Below are 16763 nucleotides of genomic sequence, written 5' to 3' on the forward strand. Positions count from 1 at the left end.
AGGCCTCGTGGCGGAGTGGTTACGCAGAGGACTGCAAATCCTTGCACCCCGGTTCGATTCCGGGCGAGGCCTCCAATGCCCGAGCTCCCGCGCGTCAGCGCCAGGGGGCTTCAGTTCCGGTCGAAACAGCCGCGGCCTTTGCGCGGCAAGCGGATGGTTGGAACATGAGCGCTGATTTTGCCGAACGCCGGGTGAAGATGGTCGACGGCCAGATCCGCACCACCGACGTGACCAGCGCGCCGTTGCTCGAGGCGATGCTTGTGGTGCCGCGCGAGGCCTTTGTTGCCCCCGGCCAGCGCGATCTTGCCTATATCGACGAGGACATCCGCATTGCCGATACGGCCGATGGCCCGCGCTATCTGATGGAACCGTCGCCATTGGCCAAGCTGATGCAGCTGGCCGATATCGGCCCAAGCGATTCGGCACTCGATGTCGGCTGCGGCACCGGCTATGCGGCGGCGATCCTGTCGCGGCTGGCAAGGTCCGTGGTGGCGCTGGAAAGCGATCCGGCGCTGGCCGAGACCGCCACTTCGACGCTTGCGGCGCTGGGTTGCGGCAATGTCACGGTGGTCCACGGGCCGCTGCCGCAAGGCCACGCAGAGAAGTCGCCTTACGACGTCATCCTGATCGGCGGCAGCGTCGGCGAGGTGCCGGCGGCGCTGTTCGACCAGCTTGCCGAAGGCGGCCGACTCGTCGCCGTTGAAGGGCAGGGCAATTCGGGCGTAGCCCGGCTTTTTTTTAAGACTGGAGGGGTTGTAACGGGAAGACGCGCATTTAATGCGGCAATTAAGCCACTACCGGGATTCGAACGCATTCCCGCCTTCGAATTCTGAGTGATTTTGCCTTGCAGCGAAGGCGCTGTCATGATCGCTTGCGTTTGAACAATCGTTGCTGATCTGCATAACCGGGTGTTTCTTGGGGGCTTTCAGCGGGGGAACGATAAAAAACGCGGCGCCGGCTGATCAGAAGGAGAAGCCAGCGTGGCGCAGTTCCCGTGCAAAACGAATGAGGGAATATAACGTGCCGTCTGTACGCAAGTTGCTTTTTACCGCTGTCCTCGTTTCGGCGACCGCGCTTTCTCCAATGGCCGCCTCGGCCGAAACCATTCTCGGGGCACTTTCAAAGGCCTATCAGAACAATTCCTCTCTCAATTCTTCACGCGCCGGCGTTCGCGTCACCGACGAGGGCGTTGCCATCGCCAAGTCCGGCTGGCGCCCGACCATCACCGGTTCCGGAAGTATTGATTATACCGCCAGCCACAGCAACCTGTTGCACCGAAACATCTCGTTGACCACCGGCAACTTTGGCGTCGAGATCGACCAGACGCTGTTTGACGGTTTTCAGACCAGGAACAATGTGGCGGCCGCCGAATCGCGGGTCCGCGCTTCGTTCGAAAGCCTGCGCAACGCCGAAGAAAACACTCTTTTCAACGCGGCAAGCGCCTATATGGACGTCATCCGCGACCGTCAGGTCGCCGTGCTGACCGAACAGAACCTGCAATTCCTGACCGAGCAGGCGCGTGCGGCGCGTTCGCGCTTCGAGGTCGGCGAAGGTACGCGCACCGACGTCGCGCAAGCCGACGCCCAGCGTGCCTCCGCGGTGGCGCAGTTGAGCGCCGCCCGCGCCACGGCGCTGGCAAGCGCCGCGACCTATCGCCAGATCGTCGGCGACGAGCCGGGCAGGCTCAGGCCGGCTTCGCCGGTGTCGAAGCTGTTGCCGTCGAGCCTCGATGCAGCGATCGCGATCGCATCGGCCGAGCATCCGGCCATCCTCGCCACCGCGCATCTGGTCGACGCGGCGGCGTTTTCGGTGAAGTCTGCCGAAGGCGCGCTGCTGCCGCAACTCTCGGCGTCGGCGGGTGTTTCGAGCGCCTATCGCGGCACCGCGCCCGGCTCGCTCTCCTCGACACAGGATGGCGTAACCAATTCGGCGAACATCGGTGCGACATTGACGATACCGATCTATTCCGGCGGCCGGACCTCGGCATTGGTTCGCCAATCAAAGGAATCACTTAGCCAGGCCCGTATCGAGGTCGATGTCAGCCGCGACACCGTGCGCCAGGCGGTGACCTCGGCATGGTCGCAATACACCGCCGCGCAGCAAAGCGTCACGGCCAACCGGCAGGTGGTCGCCGCCGCGCAGCTTGCCCTGAACGGCGTCATCGAAGAGCGCAATGTCGGCCAGCGCACCACGCTCGACGTGCTCAACGCGCAGGCGACCCTCATCACCGCCAAGATCAATCTTGTCAGCGCCGAACGCGACGTGGTGGTGGCGAGCTATGCCATCCTCTCGGCGGTTGGCCATTTGTCGGCAGACCGCCTTGCGCTCAACGTGACGAAGTACAGGCCCGAAGAGCATTACAACGCCGTCAAGGACAAGTGGATCGGTCTGCGCACGCCGGACGGCCGCTGATCGCCAGGCCGTGTTTTCAGCCCGCGCTCGAACGACGCGCGGGCTTTCAACTCCCGACCCTAATCTGTTGAAATCCGAGATGTCGCCAGATTGGGGATTCTCGCAAGCCGTTCCGTCGGTTACGCTGTTGCCATGATTCGAATCCGGCATTGCCGGACAGGAAATCTGGGAACGAGTCACAAGGGCGGCGGATGTGACGATGGCGACGGCAAGCAGCGTACAGCGCGAACCTTCCATGGAAGAAATACTAGCTTCCATCAGAAGGATCATCGAGGACAGCGATACCGGCCGCAAGCAGCCGGGCGACGCCGACGAGCTGCGCCAGGATCTGCAACCGGCGCCGGCAGCCGGACGGGCAGCGGAGGGGGATGCGTTCCGCTCCGAACTGCGCGGCGGGCTGGAGATCGCCAAGCCGGCCACGCGCGCCGAGGTGCAGCCAACGGCCGCGCCGGTCATTGAGCCCCTGGAAACGCCGCTGCGCGCCGGCCCGGAAAAGGCAGCGGTGACGCTGGCTGAGGTGAACACCGCTCCCGCAAAGCCGGATCGGCCTGCGACAGCCAAGGCTGCCGAGACGACCGACACCATCATCGCCGATTGGCGGCGCGAGATCGCGGCGGTCGGCGACGCGATGGCCAAGCCGGAGCGCGCCGAGCCACTCCTGACGCCGGACGCCGAGCCGAAAGCCGAGGTTTTCGAGAACGAGGCGACTGCTGGACTTGTGCCGGAGCCTTCGGAAATTGGGCCGGAGCCTTCGGAAATCGGCCCGGAATCTTCGAAAATCGGCCCGGAATCTTCTAGAATCGGATTGGCGCGTCCGGCGGCCAGCGAGGCGCCGTCCCTTCGGCCGGCGATCCTTTCGGAGCATGCGGGCCGGCAGGTTGCCGCCGCCTTCGGTGAACTTTCGGACGCGTTTGCCAGCCGCAGCAAGAAGACCTTCGACGAGATGGCCGAGGAGATGCTGCGGCCGATGCTGCAGGACTGGCTGGACAACAACCTGCCGACGCTGGTCGAGCGGCTGGTGCGCGAGGAAATCGAGCGCGTCGCGCGCGGCGCGCAGTAGCAATTCGGAGAGCCGCCAATGGGCGGCGCTCGACCGGCGAATTGTCGAAGTCGGCGCTGCCCCTCATCCGCCTGCCGGCACCTTCTCCCCGTATAGTGACGGGGAGAAGGGGTTGACCGCAATTTAGGCGCCTTTTCCGCAACGTTCGTGACTGGCGAAAGCTTCAGTGCAGGCGTTTTTCTCCCCGTCACTATACGGGGAGAAATGCCCGGCAGGGCAATGAGGGGCAGCGCAAACCTGAAGCGATTGCCTTGCAACATTCAGTCCCCCGAGTTGCACCGAACCATCCCGGCGCTATCTATTGGCCATGCCGCCCTTGCGGTTGACTTGGCAACAACCTTCCGATTTACACCGGACCACAAATTCCGGACAGCGCGGACCGTTTTCCCATGCTCGAAAAGACCTACGACGCCAAAGCCGTCGAGCCGAAGATTGCCAGGATCTGGGAAGAGGCCGACGCGTTTCGGGCCGGCGCCGGGGCCGAGGAGGGGGCTGAAGCCTTCACCATCGTCATCCCGCCGCCGAACGTCACCGGCTCGCTGCATATGGGCCACGCGCTCAATAACACGCTGCAGGACATTCTGGTGCGCTTCGAGCGCATGCGCGGCAAGAACGTCTTGTGGCAGCCGGGAATGGACCATGCCGGCATCGCCACGCAGATGGTGGTCGAGCGCCAGCTTATAGAAAAGCAGATTCACCGCCGCGACCTGACGCGCGATGAGTTCATCGACAAGGTGTGGGAATGGAAGGCAGAATCCGGCGGCGCCATCCTCAACCAGCTGAAGCGGCTCGGGGCCTCGGCCGACTGGAGCCGGGAGCGCTTCACCATGGACGAGGGCCTGTCCAAGGCCGTGCTCGAAGTGTTCGTGACGCTCTACAAGGAAGGGCTGATCTACAAGGACAAGCGCCTTGTGAATTGGGACCCGAAGCTGTTGACCGCCATCTCGGATCTCGAGGTCGAGCAGCAGGAAGTCAACGGCAACCTCTGGCACTTCCGCTATCCGGTCGAAGGCATGACCTTCGATCCGGAAAATCCGAAGACCTTCATCACCGTTGCGACGACCCGCCCGGAGACGATGCTGGGTGATACGGCTGTCGCCGTCCACCCCGACGACGAACGTTTCCGGCATCTCGTCGGCAAGAACCTCATCCTGCCGATCGTCGGCCGCAGGATCCCGGTGGTGGCGGACGAGTATTCCGATCCCGAAAAAGGCAGTGGTGCGGTCAAGATCACGCCGGCGCATGACTTCAATGATTTCGAGGTCGGCAAGCGCCACCGGCTGCCGGCGGTCAACATCCTCACCGTCAATGCGGCGGTGAGCCTCAAGGACAATGAGGACTTTCTCGCCGGACTGGAAGTGACGCCGGAGCGCCAGGCCGTCTGGGACAGCCTCGACGGCCTCGACCGTTTCGATGCGCGCAAGAAGATCGTCGAGCTGATGCAGGCGGGCGGCTTTCTCGAGAAAGTCGAGCCGCATCGCCACACGGTGCCGCACGGCGACCGCGGCGGCGTGCCGATCGAGCCGTTTCTGACCGACCAGTGGTATGTCAATGCGGCGGAACTGGCCAAGCCGGCGATCGCCTCGGTGCGCGAGGGCCGTACCAATTTCGTGCCCAAAAACTGGGAAAAGACCTATTTCGACTGGATGGAAAACATCCAGCCCTGGTGCATTTCGCGCCAGCTCTGGTGGGGCCACCAGATCCCGGCCTGGTACGGGCCGGACGGGCATGTCTTTGTCGAAAAGACCGAGGAAGAGGCGCTCGGTGCCGCCGTCGAATACTATCTGGCGCTGGAAGGGCCGTGGAAGGCCTGGGTCGAGGACAAGCTTGAGAATTTCCAGCCTGGCGAGATCCTGACCCGCGACGAGGACGTGCTCGATACATGGTTCTCGTCGGCGCTGTGGCCGTTCTCGACGCTTGGCTGGCCGGACCAGACGCCGGAGCTGAAGACCTATTACCCGACCGACGTGCTGGTGACCGGTTTCGACATCATCTTCTTCTGGGTCGCCCGCATGATGATGATGGGCCTGCATTTTATGGACCAGGAGCCGTTCCATACGGTCTATGTCCACGCGCTGGTTCGTGACAAGAACGGGCAGAAGATGTCGAAGTCGAAAGGCAACGTCATCGATCCGCTCGAGCTCATCGACGAATACGGCGCCGATGCGCTGCGCTTCACCTTGACTGTGATGGCAGCGCAAGGCCGCGATGTTAAGCTCGATCCGGCCCGCATTGCCGGTTATCGCAATTTCGGCACCAAGCTGTGGAACGCGACGCGCTTCGCCGAGATGAACGAAGTGGCGCGCGACGACGATTTCTGGCTGCAGGACGCCAAGCTGGCGGTCAACCGCTGGATCCTGACGGAGCTGACGCGAGCCGCGCGCGACATAACGGACGGCATCACCTCATACCGCTTCAACGAGGCGGCGGGTGCCGCCTACCGCTTCGTCTGGAACCAGTTCTGCGACTGGTACCTGGAACTGCTGAAGCCGGTGTTCATGGGCACCGACGAGGCCGCCAAGGCCGAGAGCAGGGCCTGCGTCGCCTTCGTGCTCGACGAGATCTACAAGCTGCTGCATCCGATGATGCCGTTCATGACCGAGGAACTGTGGGCCGAAACCGCCGGCGAGGGCAGGCAACGGCAATCGCTGCTTTGTCATGCGGCATGGCCGTCGCCCGACTTCGAGGACGAGGCGGCCGCCGCCGATATCAACTGGCTGATCGACCTTGTCTCCGGCATCCGCTCGGTGCGTTCGGAGATGAACGTGCCGCCGGCGGCTATCGCACCGCTCGTGGTGATCGGCGCCAACGACGCGACACACGAAAGGCTCGAGCGTCAGGGCTCGGCTATCAAGCGTCTGGCGCGGGTCGGCGACATCTCGCTCGCCGAGGCGCCACCCAGGGGATCCGCCCAGATCGTCGTCAACGAGGCGACGATCTGCCTGCCGCTCGGCAGCCTGATCGACCTTGCCGCCGAGGCAGCGCGCCTGCACAAGGAGCTTGCGAAGGTGACCGAGGAAATAGCGCGGCTCTACAAGAAGCTGTCCAACGAGAAATTCGTCGCCAACGCGCCGGAAGAGGTGGTGGAGGCCGAGCGTGAAAAACTCGCCGAATATCGCGAGGCGCAAGAGAAGCTTTCGGTGGCATTGGCGCGGGTGCGCGATGCCGGTTGATCGAATAGATTGGGCCGGTTGATCGAACAGATTGGGCCGGCTGATCAAACAAGTTGATCGAACAGATTGGGCCGGCTGATCAAACAAATTGGGCCTGCTGGCCGCAATAGATTCGCCGGTCACGAATCTGCCTTCCAGACAGGCCGCCTGCCACGAAAACGGGCATTCCGCAGCGTAAATCTTGAGGCAAACTGAATGTTTTTGCCCCATTGTTGCCGTAATGTAACAATGGCTAATTGGGCACGCAAAATGCCCTGTTTTGTAGTGATTTAGGGGTTTTTCCCGAGTTTTCTCGTCGATCTGTATTGTGGCGGCCATTTTCCCGCCTCGGTAAGAAGGCCGACACCTTGTCGGAAATGCGTTCAGCCAAGCTGTACATGTACGCACGGCGAATTCGTTGTTGCGCCGTTAACCTGAATTGGTTCTAGCTTGATGCAAGGATATTTCGGGGAGGAGATTCATGTGTTATTCGCGTCTGAAAGTGCTGCTGGGCGCGGGGGCTTTTTCGCTGGCTTTGGCTGGGACGGTGCAGGCCGGGGGCTTTGACCGGGGCGGCGTCAACATCGACCAGCTGTTCGACGCGGCGCCATATTCGTTCGACGCAGGCGTCACCTATGTTTCGCCACAGCGCAAACTCAAGAATGTGCAGCGTCTCGATGGCTCGGGTTTGTCGACATCGGCGGTGGACGTTGGTGGCGATTATGCGGTGCCGCATGTCGGCATCAAGGCCAACATCTTTGAGCCCGTAGACTGTCTTGCCACCTATACGAGACCGTATGGTGCGGACGCGAATTTCGGCATGAACAACGCCTATTCGCCGACAGCGGTCAAATACGCCGTCGACACAGACGATTTCGGTCTCACCTGCTCCTATAAGGTGAACGTCGGCAAGGGCTCCGTACGATTCATCGGCGGTGTCTCCTACCAGCAGGTAGACGCGTTTCTTTCCCGTCAGACACTGCTCGCCTTCGGCAATACCGGCCTCGGTGTCTTCAAGCTATCCGACGAGGCATGGGGTTGGCGTGCGGGCGCAGCCTATGAGATCCCCGAGATCGCCCTGCGCGCCAGCCTGATGTACTCTTCGAGCTACAAATATGACGGGCTGTCGGGAACCGTCGACACGACCGGCTTCAGGGGCGCCTTTCCAGCGGATCTGATTCCCGGCTCTACCGGCGTGTACCCAGTCTCGGCGTCGGCTGAGATACCTCAGGCTCTGGAATTCAAGCTGCAGAGCGGCATAGCTCCTGGCTGGCTGGCCTTTGGTTCCATCCGCTGGCAGGAGTGGAGCAAGCTTGGCGTCATTGCCATCAATGGCGTGCGCAGTCCGGTAACCGGTTTGCCCTCGCCCGTTTCATTCGACCTGCTTTATCGCGACGGCTGGACGGTCACGGGCGGTATCGGGCACAAGTTCACCGATCAATTGTCGGGCGTGGTTTCGCTGACCTGGGATCGCGGCACCTCGACGACCTCCGGCTATCAGTCGGATACCTGGGCCGTCGCCAGCGGCGTCTCCTATTCGCCGAACGACCAGGTCGAGGTCAGGCTCGGCGGCTCGATCGGTGTGCTGACGAGCGGGTCATCGACTTTCAGCGGTGTCGGCGACGTGGCAAATGCCGTTACCTACACCTACGGCAACGACCTGCTTCTCGCCGGTTCGGCTTCCGTCAAGATCAAGTTCTAACTATTGAATTTTAAACGACAAAACGGCCGGGCGCTGCCCGGCCGTTTTGTTCGGTGCGTCATCCGGCATTCGGCCAATGCAACAAATTGCCCCCCATGATGTTCGCTCCGATAATTGTGACGTTTTGGCAACAGTTTCTGAACAACCCTCGCGTCGCCCGGCCGCCCGAGAACATTGCCTATTTCCCGCCATAAACCCGGCGCACCTCGAACCTGTCTCGGGACATGCGCCAAAAGGCTAGGCGAAGAGGCAGGCCGCACCGCCCGCGGCAAGGACGAGTATGGACGCCAGAGCGATCTCCAAGGCCAAGCTGCCGAGCCGCCACGTGACCGTTGGTCCCGAGCGGGCGCCGCATCGCTCCTACCTTTATGCAATGGGGCTGTCGGCGGCCGAGATCGCGCAGCCTCTGGTCGGCGTCGCCAGCTGCTGGAACGAGGCCGCGCCCTGCAACATCTCGCTGATGCGCCAGGCGCAAGTGGTCAAGAAGGGCGTGGCGGCGGCCAACGGCACGCCACGCGAATTCTGCACCATCACCGTCACCGACGGCATCGCCATGGGTCATCAGGGCATGAAGTCGTCGCTGGTGTCGCGCGAGGTCATCGCCGACTCGGTCGAGCTCACCATGCGCGGCCATTGCTACGATGCGCTGGTTGGATTGGCCGGTTGCGACAAGTCGCTGCCCGGCATGATGATGGCCATGGTGCGCCTCAACGTACCGTCGATCTTCATCTATGGCGGCTCGATACTGCCCGGCAGCTACCGTGGCCGGCAGATCACCGTGCAGGACGTGTTCGAGGCGGTCGGCCAGCATTCGGTCGGCACGATCGGCGACGCCGAACTGCTCGAGATCGAGCAAGCCGCCTGTCCGTCGGCCGGCTCCTGCGGCGCCCAGTTCACCGCCAATACCATGGCCACCGTCGCTGAGGCGATCGGCCTGGCGCTGCCCTATTCCTGCGGCGCGCCGGCACCCTACGAGATGCGCGACCGCTTCAATTTCGCTTCCGGCGAAAAGATCATGGAGCTGATCGCAAGGAACATCCGCCCGCGCGACATCGTTACTATGAAAGCGTTGGAAAATGCCGCGACCGTGGTCTCGGCCACCGGCGGCTCGACCAACGCGGCGCTGCATCTGCCGGCGATCGCGCACGAGGCCGGGATAAAGTTCGACCTTTTCGACGTGGCCAGGATATTCGAGAAGACACCCTACATCGCCGACCTCAAGCCGGGCGGCAAATACGTCGCCAAGGACATGTTCGAGGCCGGCGGCATTCCGCTGTTGATGAAGACGCTGCTCGACCATGGCTATCTTCACGGCGATTGCCTGACGGTGACCGGCCGCACTTTGGCCGAAAATATGGAACATGTTGCCTGGAATGACAGCCAGGATGTGGTCCGTCCCGCCAACAGGCCGATTACCCAGACCGGCGGGGTCGTGGGCTTGAAGGGTAACCTTGCCCCCGAAGGCGCGATCGTGAAGGTCGCAGGAATGGCGGAACTCAAATTCTCGGGTCCGGCACGCTGCTTCGATTCGGAAGAGGAATGTTTCGAGGCTGTTACGCACCGTAACTATAGCGAAGGCGAGGTTCTCGTCATCCGTTACGAGGGTCCGCGCGGCGGCCCGGGCATGCGCGAAATGCTGTCGACGACGGCGGCTCTCTACGGCCAGGGCATGGGCGGCAAGGTGGCGCTCATCACCGACGGGCGTTTTTCGGGCGCGACGCGCGGTTTCTGCATCGGCCATGTCGGGCCGGAAGCGGCAGTGGGCGGCCCGATCGGGCTGCTTAGGGATGGCGACTTGATCTCGATCGATGCGGTGAACGGCACGATCCAGGTTGCATTGTCCAAAGCCGAACTGGCGGCGAGGGCAAAAGCATGGAAGGCGCGCACGACCGACTATCAGTCGGGCGCGATCTGGAAATACGCACAGACGGTCGGACCTGCCCGCGACGGCGCGGTCACCCATCCCGGCGGTGCCAAAGAAACACACTGCTATGCGGACATCTGAGTTGTTGAGGTCGTCTGTCCTTTCGGCACTGGTTGCGCTCGCCACGTTTGGCGCGACCTTGGGCGCCGTCGGCCAGGCCATGGCCTTCGACGACAAGGTGTTCGACGACAAGACCGGCGTGAAGCCGCAGTCGAGCCCGTGGGCGGTGTTCCAGTTCGGCTTTTCCGCCTACAAGAACGGCCATAAGGAGCAGGCCGCGGAAGCCTATAAATATGCCGCCGAGAACGGCCAGATCGGCGCCACCTGGAAGCTTGCGCGCATGTATGCCGAAGGCGATGGCGTGGCGCGAGACGACTACGCGGCATTCAAGTTCTTCAGCGAGATCGTCGACCAGGATGTCGAGCCCGGTTCGCCCGAGGAAAGCTATGTTTCGGACGCGCTGGTGGCGCTTGGCGACTATCTGAGGAAGGGCATTCCCGGCAGCCCCGTCGAGGAGAACGAGGTGGCGGCCCAGGAATATTACATGCGCGCCGCCGCCAACTACCGCAACCCGAACGCCCAGTTCGAGATGGGCCAGATGTTCCTCAAGGGTGAGGGCGGCGTCAAGGCCAGCGTCAAGCAGGCCGGACGCTGGTTCCAGCTGGCGGCCGAAAAGGGCCATGCGGGCGCGCAGGCGACGCTCGGCAACCTGCTTTTCCAAAGCGGCAAGATCGTGCGGGGGCTGGCGATGATGACCGCGGCGCTCGAACGGGCCTCACCCGCCGACCAGCCATGGATCCGCGGCATGCAGGAAGAAGCGTTTGCGGCCGCCGGCGAAGCCGACCGCCGCACCGCGATCTCGCTGGCCGACGACATCCTCACCAAGGGTGGCGGCGACCAGTAGGTCGGCAGAATTTCCGTTTTGAAATCAATTGTCGGTCGGTTCCGCCGGCATGCCGCTGGGCGCCGGTGTTGAGATCGGCGTGCCCTGCAGATGTGGGGCCAGCGTGTTCTCCGGGCAGCCATCCCGCTGCTTTGTCCAGGACGTGTTGTTGAGCACCATCTCGCAACGGGCGAGGTAGCTTTGGCCGGCAAGCGTCAGGCAGGCGACCCGGCCGATCTGGAATGATTTGCCGTTAGCCAGGCACTCTGCATCGGCAAAAGCCGGCGTCGCCACCGCCATCGCAAGCGCGCAGCCGATCGGGCAGAGTGCAAATCGAGTAGTCATGGGAACCCCAGCCACCATGATGATTTCTCATCAAGCACGCGATTTGTGGCGATAAGAGGTCAACTTATCAATGTGCCGCCGGACAGCAGCTGCGGTCAGGCCGGCTGCAGCGCCAGATCGATCGCCACCGGCACGTGGTCGGAGGGTTTTTCCCAGGCGCGCACCTGTTTTTCGATCGAAGCCGAGGAAAACCAGTTGGCGGCTTCGGGCGACAGAAGCAAATGGTCGATGCGAATGCCGTTGTTCTTCTGCCAGGCGCCGGCCTGATAGTCCCAGAACGTAAAAATGTCCGGGGCGTCGGTGACGGCACGCACGGCTTCGGTGAAGCCGAGATTCTTCAGCCGCCGGAACGCTTGCCGCGTCGCGGGCTGGAACAGTGCATCGCTTAGCCAGTTTTCCGGATATTTCGCGTCGATCGGCTCGGGAATGACATTGTAGTCGCCGGCCAGAACCAGCGGCTCTTCCAGTGCAAGCCGCTCCTCGGCCCAGCGCTCAAGTCGCGCCATCCAGGAAAGCTTGTAGGAGAACTTCTTCTCGTCGTCGATCGGGTTGCCGTTCGGCAGATAGATCGAGGCAACGCGCAAGGCGCCCTTGTCGGTCGAGAACACGCCCTCGATAAAACGCGCCTGTTCGTCGGCATCGTCGCCCGGCAAGCCGCGATTGACCTCGTCGAAACGCAGCTTCGACAGGATGGCGACGCCGTTGAAGCCTTTTTGGCCGTAAGTCTCGACATTGTAGCCGAGCGCCTCGATCTCGGCGCGGGGAAACTGCTCGTCGACCGTCTTGATCTCCTGCAGGCAGGCGATGTCGGGCGCGCTTTCCGTCAGCCAATGGGTCAAGTTGCCGATGCGGGCGCGAACGCCGTTGATGTTCCAGGTGACGATTTTCATGACGGCCTCGATAGGCTGGTGGTCCGGAGACTAGCGATCCGGTGGATGACGTTCGACAAGGCCGATCGTATTGCCTGCCGGGTCCTTTAGGAAGGCCATCCATTCGCTTTCCCCCGCCTGGCCGAACAGGCCTTCGGTGTCGCGATGGACGAGCGCCGGCGGCGCGGTGAAGGGAACACCCGCGGCCCTTGCCGAGGCGTGGAACTCGTCGAGGCCCGATATGTCGAGATAGACGGTGCCGGCAGGCAGGCCGTCGGTGAAAAGCAGGCGCACGTCACCGGCCATGATAAAGGCGATGCCCGGCGGATCGAAACGCGCATGCAGGTTCATGCCGAGCACCTCGCGCCAGAACGCCAGCGTCGCATCGAGGTCGCGCCCGGCGGAAAGCGCGACCTGACGGACCGCGCCGACACGGCGCATGCTCATTCACTCCCGAAAGGTTGGGGTTCGGCATTTTCCGCGAGTATTTGCTCTATCATCCATCGCAGGTGCGATGCCTGCTCGCGCGTTGCATTCTCGTCCATCCAATCACAGCCGTTGTAAAGGTCTCCAAGCCAGTGTGGAAAATCGTATTTGTCCTCAATCGGCGACACCATACGGCAGACCTGAAAGGGTTCCAGGTCGCCGTCAAGGTAAGTCCGAATGCGTCGAAGGAACAGCTTACGTGCTATTTCCTTGGCTTCATCGGACTTGTCGTTGAAATCGGGAAAACACCGCGCGATCAGCGACCTCAAATGGCCATGAGCTTTCGCAAGATTAACGGCATTCCGCGGATTGCACCGCACGAGCTGCACATAGTCAGCGTCGTCTGCGTAGACCCGAGCTGCCTTGTGACGGTTGGCCCAACCAACGATATCGACATCGGAAATTGCTTCTATCTCGCGGGCGACAAGGACCGTCATCGGATCCTCAAGGCCCTCGAGGAGCGGCTTCATATTTTCAAATACTGAAGCTGGTGCCGCAGCCGCAGGAGGCGACCGCATTGGGGTTTCTGATCTGGAACGACTGGCCCATCAGATCGTCGACGAAATCGATCACCGAGCCGCCCATATAGACCAGCGACAGGTCGTCGATCAGCACGGTGGCGCCGTCCTTCTCGATGGCGACGTCGTCGTCATTGCGCCCATCGACCAGGTCGAACTTGTAGGAGAAGCCGGAACAGCCGCCGCCCTCGACCGAAACGCGCAGCGCCGTCTTGCCGGCTTCGCTCGCCACAATCTTGGCGATCCGCCTGGCGGCGGCGTCGGTCATCTCGACTTTCATGGCGGGCTTGGCATCAGCGCCCATGGGCGTCACCTTGCTTTCGGTTTTGTATGATAGGTATGAAGCGCGACGGGGCAAGTCAACTGCGGCATACGCTATGACCAACGAGTTGGGCGACATCGGATTCGGCTATCGGCCGCGCGCGGCCTATGCCAGCGACCCGGCGAAGTCGCGCGGGCGGCTGTTCGACGAGGTGGAAAGCCCGACGCGCACGCCGTTCCAGCGCGACCGCGACCGCATCATCCATTCGACGGCGTTCCGCCGGCTGAAGCACAAGACGCAAGTGTTCGTCGCACACGAAGGCGACCATTACCGCACGAGGCTGACGCATTCGATCGAGGTGGCGCAAATCGCACGCGCTCTGGCGCGGGCGCTGCGCGGCGACGAGGACCTGGCCGAGGCGGTGGCCCTGGTGCACGACTTCGGCCACACGCCCTTCGGCCATACCGGCGAGGACGCGCTGAACGACAAGATGGCCGCCTGGGGCGGCTTCGACCACAATGCACAGTCGCTGCGTGTGGTGACGCGGCTGGAGCGGCGCTATGCCGAGTTCGATGGGCTGAACCTCACCTGGGAAACGCTGGAGGGGCTGGTCAAGCACAATGGCCCGCTGACCGATGCCAAGGGCAAAGGGCTGAAGGGGCCGGTGCCGCAGGCTATCCGCGACTATTCCGAACTGCACGACCTCGAGCTCGACCGCTTCGCTGGTATCGAGGCGCAGTGCGCGGCGATTGCCGACGACATCGCCTACAACACCCACGACATCGATGACGGCTTGAGGGCAGGGCTGTTGACGCTCGATATGCTGGAAGGCGTCTCGCTGCCGGGGTCGATCCTCAAGGGCGTGCGTCAGCGCTATCCGGCGCTCGATGACGTACGCACCGGCCACGAGCTGATGCGCCGGCAGATCACCATCATGGTCGAGGACGTGATCGTCTCGACGACGGCCAATCTGGCGCGCATCAAGCCTGACAGCGCCGAAGCGGTAAGGGCGGCCGGCGAGCCGATGGTGAGCTTCTCCGCCGAGACGGCCATATTGGAAAAGGAGCTGAAGGCCTTTCTCTACAAGCACCTCTACCGGCATGCGGAGGTCATGCGGGTGCGCGCCGATGCCGACCAGATCGTCAGGGACCTGTTCGACGTCTATTTCGCCGATCCGCGCGCCATGCCGGATGGCTGGCGCGAAGGGCTCGACCGGGCAGAGGACCGCGTCAAGGCGCGCAGTGTTGCCGATTTCCTGGCCGGCATGACGGACACTTATGCACTCAAGGAACACAGGCGTTTGTTTGACCATACGCCGGATTTGAGCTAGGGCGGGCGCGATTTTGCCGGCCAACGCGCCGGATCCCTGCAAAACCGTCAGAGCCACAGCAATGAACATCTTCGCCGATTTCAACGCGCGAATCATAAAGGCCGTCGAAGCGCTTGATTTGAAAGACAAGGATGGCGTGTCGCCGGACCTGTCGCGCATCGCCGTCGAGCCGCCGCGCGATGCCAGCCATGGCGATCTCGCGACCAACGCAGCCATGGTGTTGGCCAAGCCGACCGGCCAGAACCCGCGTGCGCTGGCCGAAAGGCTGGCCGAGGCGCTGCGCGCCGACGAGGATATCGCGGCCGCCGAGATCGCCGGCCCGGGCTTCGTCAATCTCAGGCTCAAGGACGGTTTCTGGCAGGCGCATCTGACGGCGCTGCTCGGCGAAGGCCGCAACTACGGCCGCTCGACTATCGGCGGCGGCAAGAAAACCAATGTCGAATATGTCTCGGCCAACCCGACCGGCCCGATGCATGTCGGCCATTGCCGGGGTGCTGTGGTCGGCGACGCGCTGGCCAATCTGATGGCCTTCGCCGGTTACGACGTGACCAAGGAATACGTCATCAACGATGCCGGTTCGCAGATCGACGTGCTCGGACGCTCAGTCATGCTGCGCTACCGCGAAGCGCTCGGCGATGAGATCGGCGACATTCCGGCCGGGCTTTATCCAGGCGACTATCTGATCCCCGTTGGTCAGGCGCTGGCCAGCGAATTCGGCCGCTCCCTGCTGCAGATGCCGGACGAAGAGGCGCTTGCCATCGTCAAGGACAGGACGATCGATGCGATGATGGCGATGATCCGCGAGGATCTGGCGCTGCTCAACGTGCATCACGACGTCTTCTTCTCCGAGCGGACGCTGCATGCCAACAATGCCAAGAAGATCCGCTCGGCGATCAGCGACCTGACGCTGAAGGGCCACATCTACAAGGGCAAGCTGCCGCCGCCCAAGGGCGAGAAGCCGGAGGACTGGGAGGACCGCGAGCAGACGCTGTTCCGTTCGACCGCGGTCGGCGATGACATGGACCGGGCGCTGGTCAAATCGGACGGCACCTTCACCTATTTCGCCGCCGATGTCGCCTACCTCAAGGACAAGGTCGATCGCGGCTTCGTCGATCTGATCTATGTGCTTGGCGCCGATCATGGCGGCTACGTGAAGCGGCTGGAAGCGCTTGCCCGGGCGATTGCCGGCGACGAGGTCAAGCTTACTGTGCTGCTTTGCCAGCTGGTGAGGCTGTTTCGCGCCGGCGAGCCGGTACGTATGTCGAAGCGGTCAGGCGAGTTCGTGACCTTGCGCGAAGTGGTGGAGGAGGTCGGCCGCGACCCGATCCGCTTCATGATGCTCTACCGCAAGAACGACGCGCCGCTCGACTTCGATTTCGCCAAGGTGACCGAGCAGTCGAAGGACAATCCGGTGTTCTACGTGCAGTACGCCTCGGCGCGCTGCCATTCGGTGTTCCGGCAGGCGAGCGAGCAATTGGGCGAGGCCATGTTCGACCGCAACCAGCTGGCCGCCGAAGTGGCTTTGCTGACCGACGAGGGCGAGATCGGCCTGATCAGGAAGCTCGCCGAATATCCTCGGCTGATCGAAGCCGCGGCGCTCGCGCTCGAGCCCCACCGGCTGGCATTTTACCTTTACGAACTCGCTTCCAGCTTCCACGGACACTGGAACCGGGGCACCGATAATCCCGACTTACGTTTTGTTAAGGTTAACGACCGACAATTGACGCATGCCAGACTAGGGCTGGTGCAGGCTGTTTCGGACGTTTTGACGTCCGGCCTGACGCTGATCGGAGCCAATGCGCCCACCGAAATGCGTTAGG

At 62.6% G+C, this 16763-nt stretch carries 14 protein-coding genes and 1 tRNA gene; 10 read left to right on the forward strand and 5 right to left on the reverse strand.

Translation table 11 applies throughout. The annotated features are described in order from the left end of the window. The first annotated feature begins 1 nt into the window (after position 1). From NKH41_RS16930 to NKH41_RS16965, 8 genes are all read left to right on the forward strand, one after another. Positions 2-75, forward strand: a tRNA-Cys gene (locus NKH41_RS16930). An 89-nt stretch (positions 76-164) separates the two neighbouring features. Next, positions 165-833, forward strand: coding sequence for a protein-L-isoaspartate O-methyltransferase family protein (locus NKH41_RS16935; protein WP_352771452.1), 669 nt, complete (start codon positions 165-167; stop codon positions 831-833). Positions 834-1020: 187 nt separating this feature from the next. Beyond that, positions 1021-2412 carry a TolC family outer membrane protein gene (locus NKH41_RS16940; protein WP_352470406.1) on the forward strand — a complete coding sequence of 464 codons (1392 nt, stop codon included), beginning with the start codon at positions 1021-1023 and terminating at the stop codon, positions 2410-2412. A 199-nt stretch (positions 2413-2611) separates the two neighbouring features. Then, positions 2612-3472 (forward strand): DUF2497 domain-containing protein, encoded by an 861-nt coding sequence (locus NKH41_RS16945; RefSeq protein WP_352771450.1) that lies wholly within the window; start codon positions 2612-2614, stop codon positions 3470-3472. A 389-nt stretch (positions 3473-3861) separates the two neighbouring features. After that, the gene (locus NKH41_RS16950; RefSeq protein WP_352500880.1) at positions 3862-6645 is read left to right on the forward strand and encodes a valine--tRNA ligase; all 2784 of its coding nucleotides are present in this window, start codon (positions 3862-3864) and stop codon (positions 6643-6645) included. Between the two features lie 460 nt (positions 6646-7105). Next, a complete protein-coding gene (locus NKH41_RS16955; protein WP_352500879.1) occupies positions 7106-8326 on the forward strand; it encodes an OmpP1/FadL family transporter in 1221 nt (406 codons plus the stop codon). A gap of 280 nt (positions 8327-8606) precedes the next feature. After that, positions 8607-10331 carry a dihydroxy-acid dehydratase gene (gene ilvD, locus NKH41_RS16960; RefSeq protein WP_352771447.1) on the forward strand — a complete coding sequence of 575 codons (1725 nt, stop codon included), beginning with the start codon at positions 8607-8609 and terminating at the stop codon, positions 10329-10331. Then, positions 10318-11154 carry a tetratricopeptide repeat protein gene (locus tag NKH41_RS16965; RefSeq protein ID WP_023678939.1) on the forward strand — a complete coding sequence of 279 codons (837 nt, stop codon included), beginning with the start codon at positions 10318-10320 and terminating at the stop codon, positions 11152-11154. Before ilvD ends, NKH41_RS16965 begins: the two co-directional genes overlap by 14 nt. Before the next feature lie 24 nt (positions 11155-11178). Here NKH41_RS16965 and NKH41_RS16970 read toward each other — a convergent pair whose 3' ends face one another. From NKH41_RS16970 to erpA, 5 genes are all read right to left on the reverse strand, one after another. Continuing rightward, complete coding sequence (locus NKH41_RS16970; RefSeq protein WP_023678938.1) at positions 11179-11496, reverse strand: hypothetical protein; 318 nt, start codon at positions 11494-11496, stop codon at positions 11179-11181. Positions 11497-11573: 77 nt separating this feature from the next. Further along, positions 11574-12368: an exodeoxyribonuclease III gene (xth, locus tag NKH41_RS16975; RefSeq protein ID WP_023678937.1), complete on the reverse strand. Its 795-nt coding sequence runs from the start codon at positions 12366-12368 to the stop codon at positions 11574-11576. Positions 12369-12398: 30 nt separating this feature from the next. Continuing rightward, a complete protein-coding gene (locus NKH41_RS16980; RefSeq protein WP_352454660.1) occupies positions 12399-12788 on the reverse strand; it encodes a VOC family protein in 390 nt (129 codons plus the stop codon). 2 nt (positions 12789-12790) lie between these two features. Next, positions 12791-13270, reverse strand: coding sequence for a hypothetical protein (locus NKH41_RS16985; RefSeq protein WP_352771445.1), 480 nt, complete (start codon positions 13268-13270; stop codon positions 12791-12793). Positions 13271-13307: 37 nt separating this feature from the next. Then, positions 13308-13655 carry an iron-sulfur cluster insertion protein ErpA gene (gene erpA, locus NKH41_RS16990; protein ID WP_352771443.1) on the reverse strand — a complete coding sequence of 116 codons (348 nt, stop codon included), beginning with the start codon at positions 13653-13655 and terminating at the stop codon, positions 13308-13310. Between the two features lie 73 nt (positions 13656-13728). Here erpA and NKH41_RS16995 point away from each other — a divergent pair, with 73 nt between their 5' ends. Continuing rightward, on the forward strand, positions 13729-14943 hold the full coding sequence (locus NKH41_RS16995) for a deoxyguanosinetriphosphate triphosphohydrolase (RefSeq protein WP_352771441.1): 1215 nt from the start codon (positions 13729-13731) through the stop codon (positions 14941-14943). 61 nt (positions 14944-15004) lie between these two features. Beyond that, positions 15005-16762 (forward strand): arginine--tRNA ligase, encoded by a 1758-nt coding sequence (gene argS, locus NKH41_RS17000; protein ID WP_352771440.1) that lies wholly within the window; start codon positions 15005-15007, stop codon positions 16760-16762. The last annotated feature ends 1 nt before the right edge of the window (position 16763 follow it).

The sequence above is a fragment of the Mesorhizobium sp. M1169 genome (assembly GCF_040318345.1).
In the GTDB taxonomy this organism is placed as follows: Bacteria; Pseudomonadota; Alphaproteobacteria; order Rhizobiales; family Rhizobiaceae; genus Mesorhizobium.

Bases quoted from the DNA above. Each gene is read 5' to 3' on its own strand.
- argS (WP_352771440.1), top strand. From the start codon at position 15,005: ATGAACATCTTCGCCGATTTCAACGCGCGAATCATAAAGGCCGTCGAA.
- NKH41_RS16970 (WP_023678938.1), bottom strand. From the start codon at position 11,496: ATGGTGGCTGGGGTTCCCATGACTACTCGATTTGCACTCTGCCCGATC.
- NKH41_RS16985 (WP_352771445.1), bottom strand. From the start codon at position 13,270: ATGACGGTCCTTGTCGCCCGCGAGATAGAAGCAATTTCCGATGTCGAT.
- NKH41_RS16995 (WP_352771441.1), top strand. From the start codon at position 13,729: ATGACCAACGAGTTGGGCGACATCGGATTCGGCTATCGGCCGCGCGCG.
- NKH41_RS16980 (WP_352454660.1), bottom strand. From the start codon at position 12,788: ATGCGCCGTGTCGGCGCGGTCCGTCAGGTCGCGCTTTCCGCCGGGCGC.
- erpA (WP_352771443.1), bottom strand. From the start codon at position 13,655: ATGGGCGCTGATGCCAAGCCCGCCATGAAAGTCGAGATGACCGACGCC.
- NKH41_RS16955 (WP_352500879.1), top strand. From the start codon at position 7,106: ATGTGTTATTCGCGTCTGAAAGTGCTGCTGGGCGCGGGGGCTTTTTCG.
- NKH41_RS16935 (WP_352771452.1), top strand. From the start codon at position 165: ATGAGCGCTGATTTTGCCGAACGCCGGGTGAAGATGGTCGACGGCCAG.
- NKH41_RS16965 (WP_023678939.1), top strand. From the start codon at position 10,318: ATGCGGACATCTGAGTTGTTGAGGTCGTCTGTCCTTTCGGCACTGGTT.
- NKH41_RS16950 (WP_352500880.1), top strand. From the start codon at position 3,862: ATGCTCGAAAAGACCTACGACGCCAAAGCCGTCGAGCCGAAGATTGCC.
- ilvD (WP_352771447.1), top strand. From the start codon at position 8,607: ATGGACGCCAGAGCGATCTCCAAGGCCAAGCTGCCGAGCCGCCACGTG.
- xth (WP_023678937.1), bottom strand. From the start codon at position 12,368: ATGAAAATCGTCACCTGGAACATCAACGGCGTTCGCGCCCGCATCGGC.
- NKH41_RS16945 (WP_352771450.1), top strand. From the start codon at position 2,612: ATGGCGACGGCAAGCAGCGTACAGCGCGAACCTTCCATGGAAGAAATA.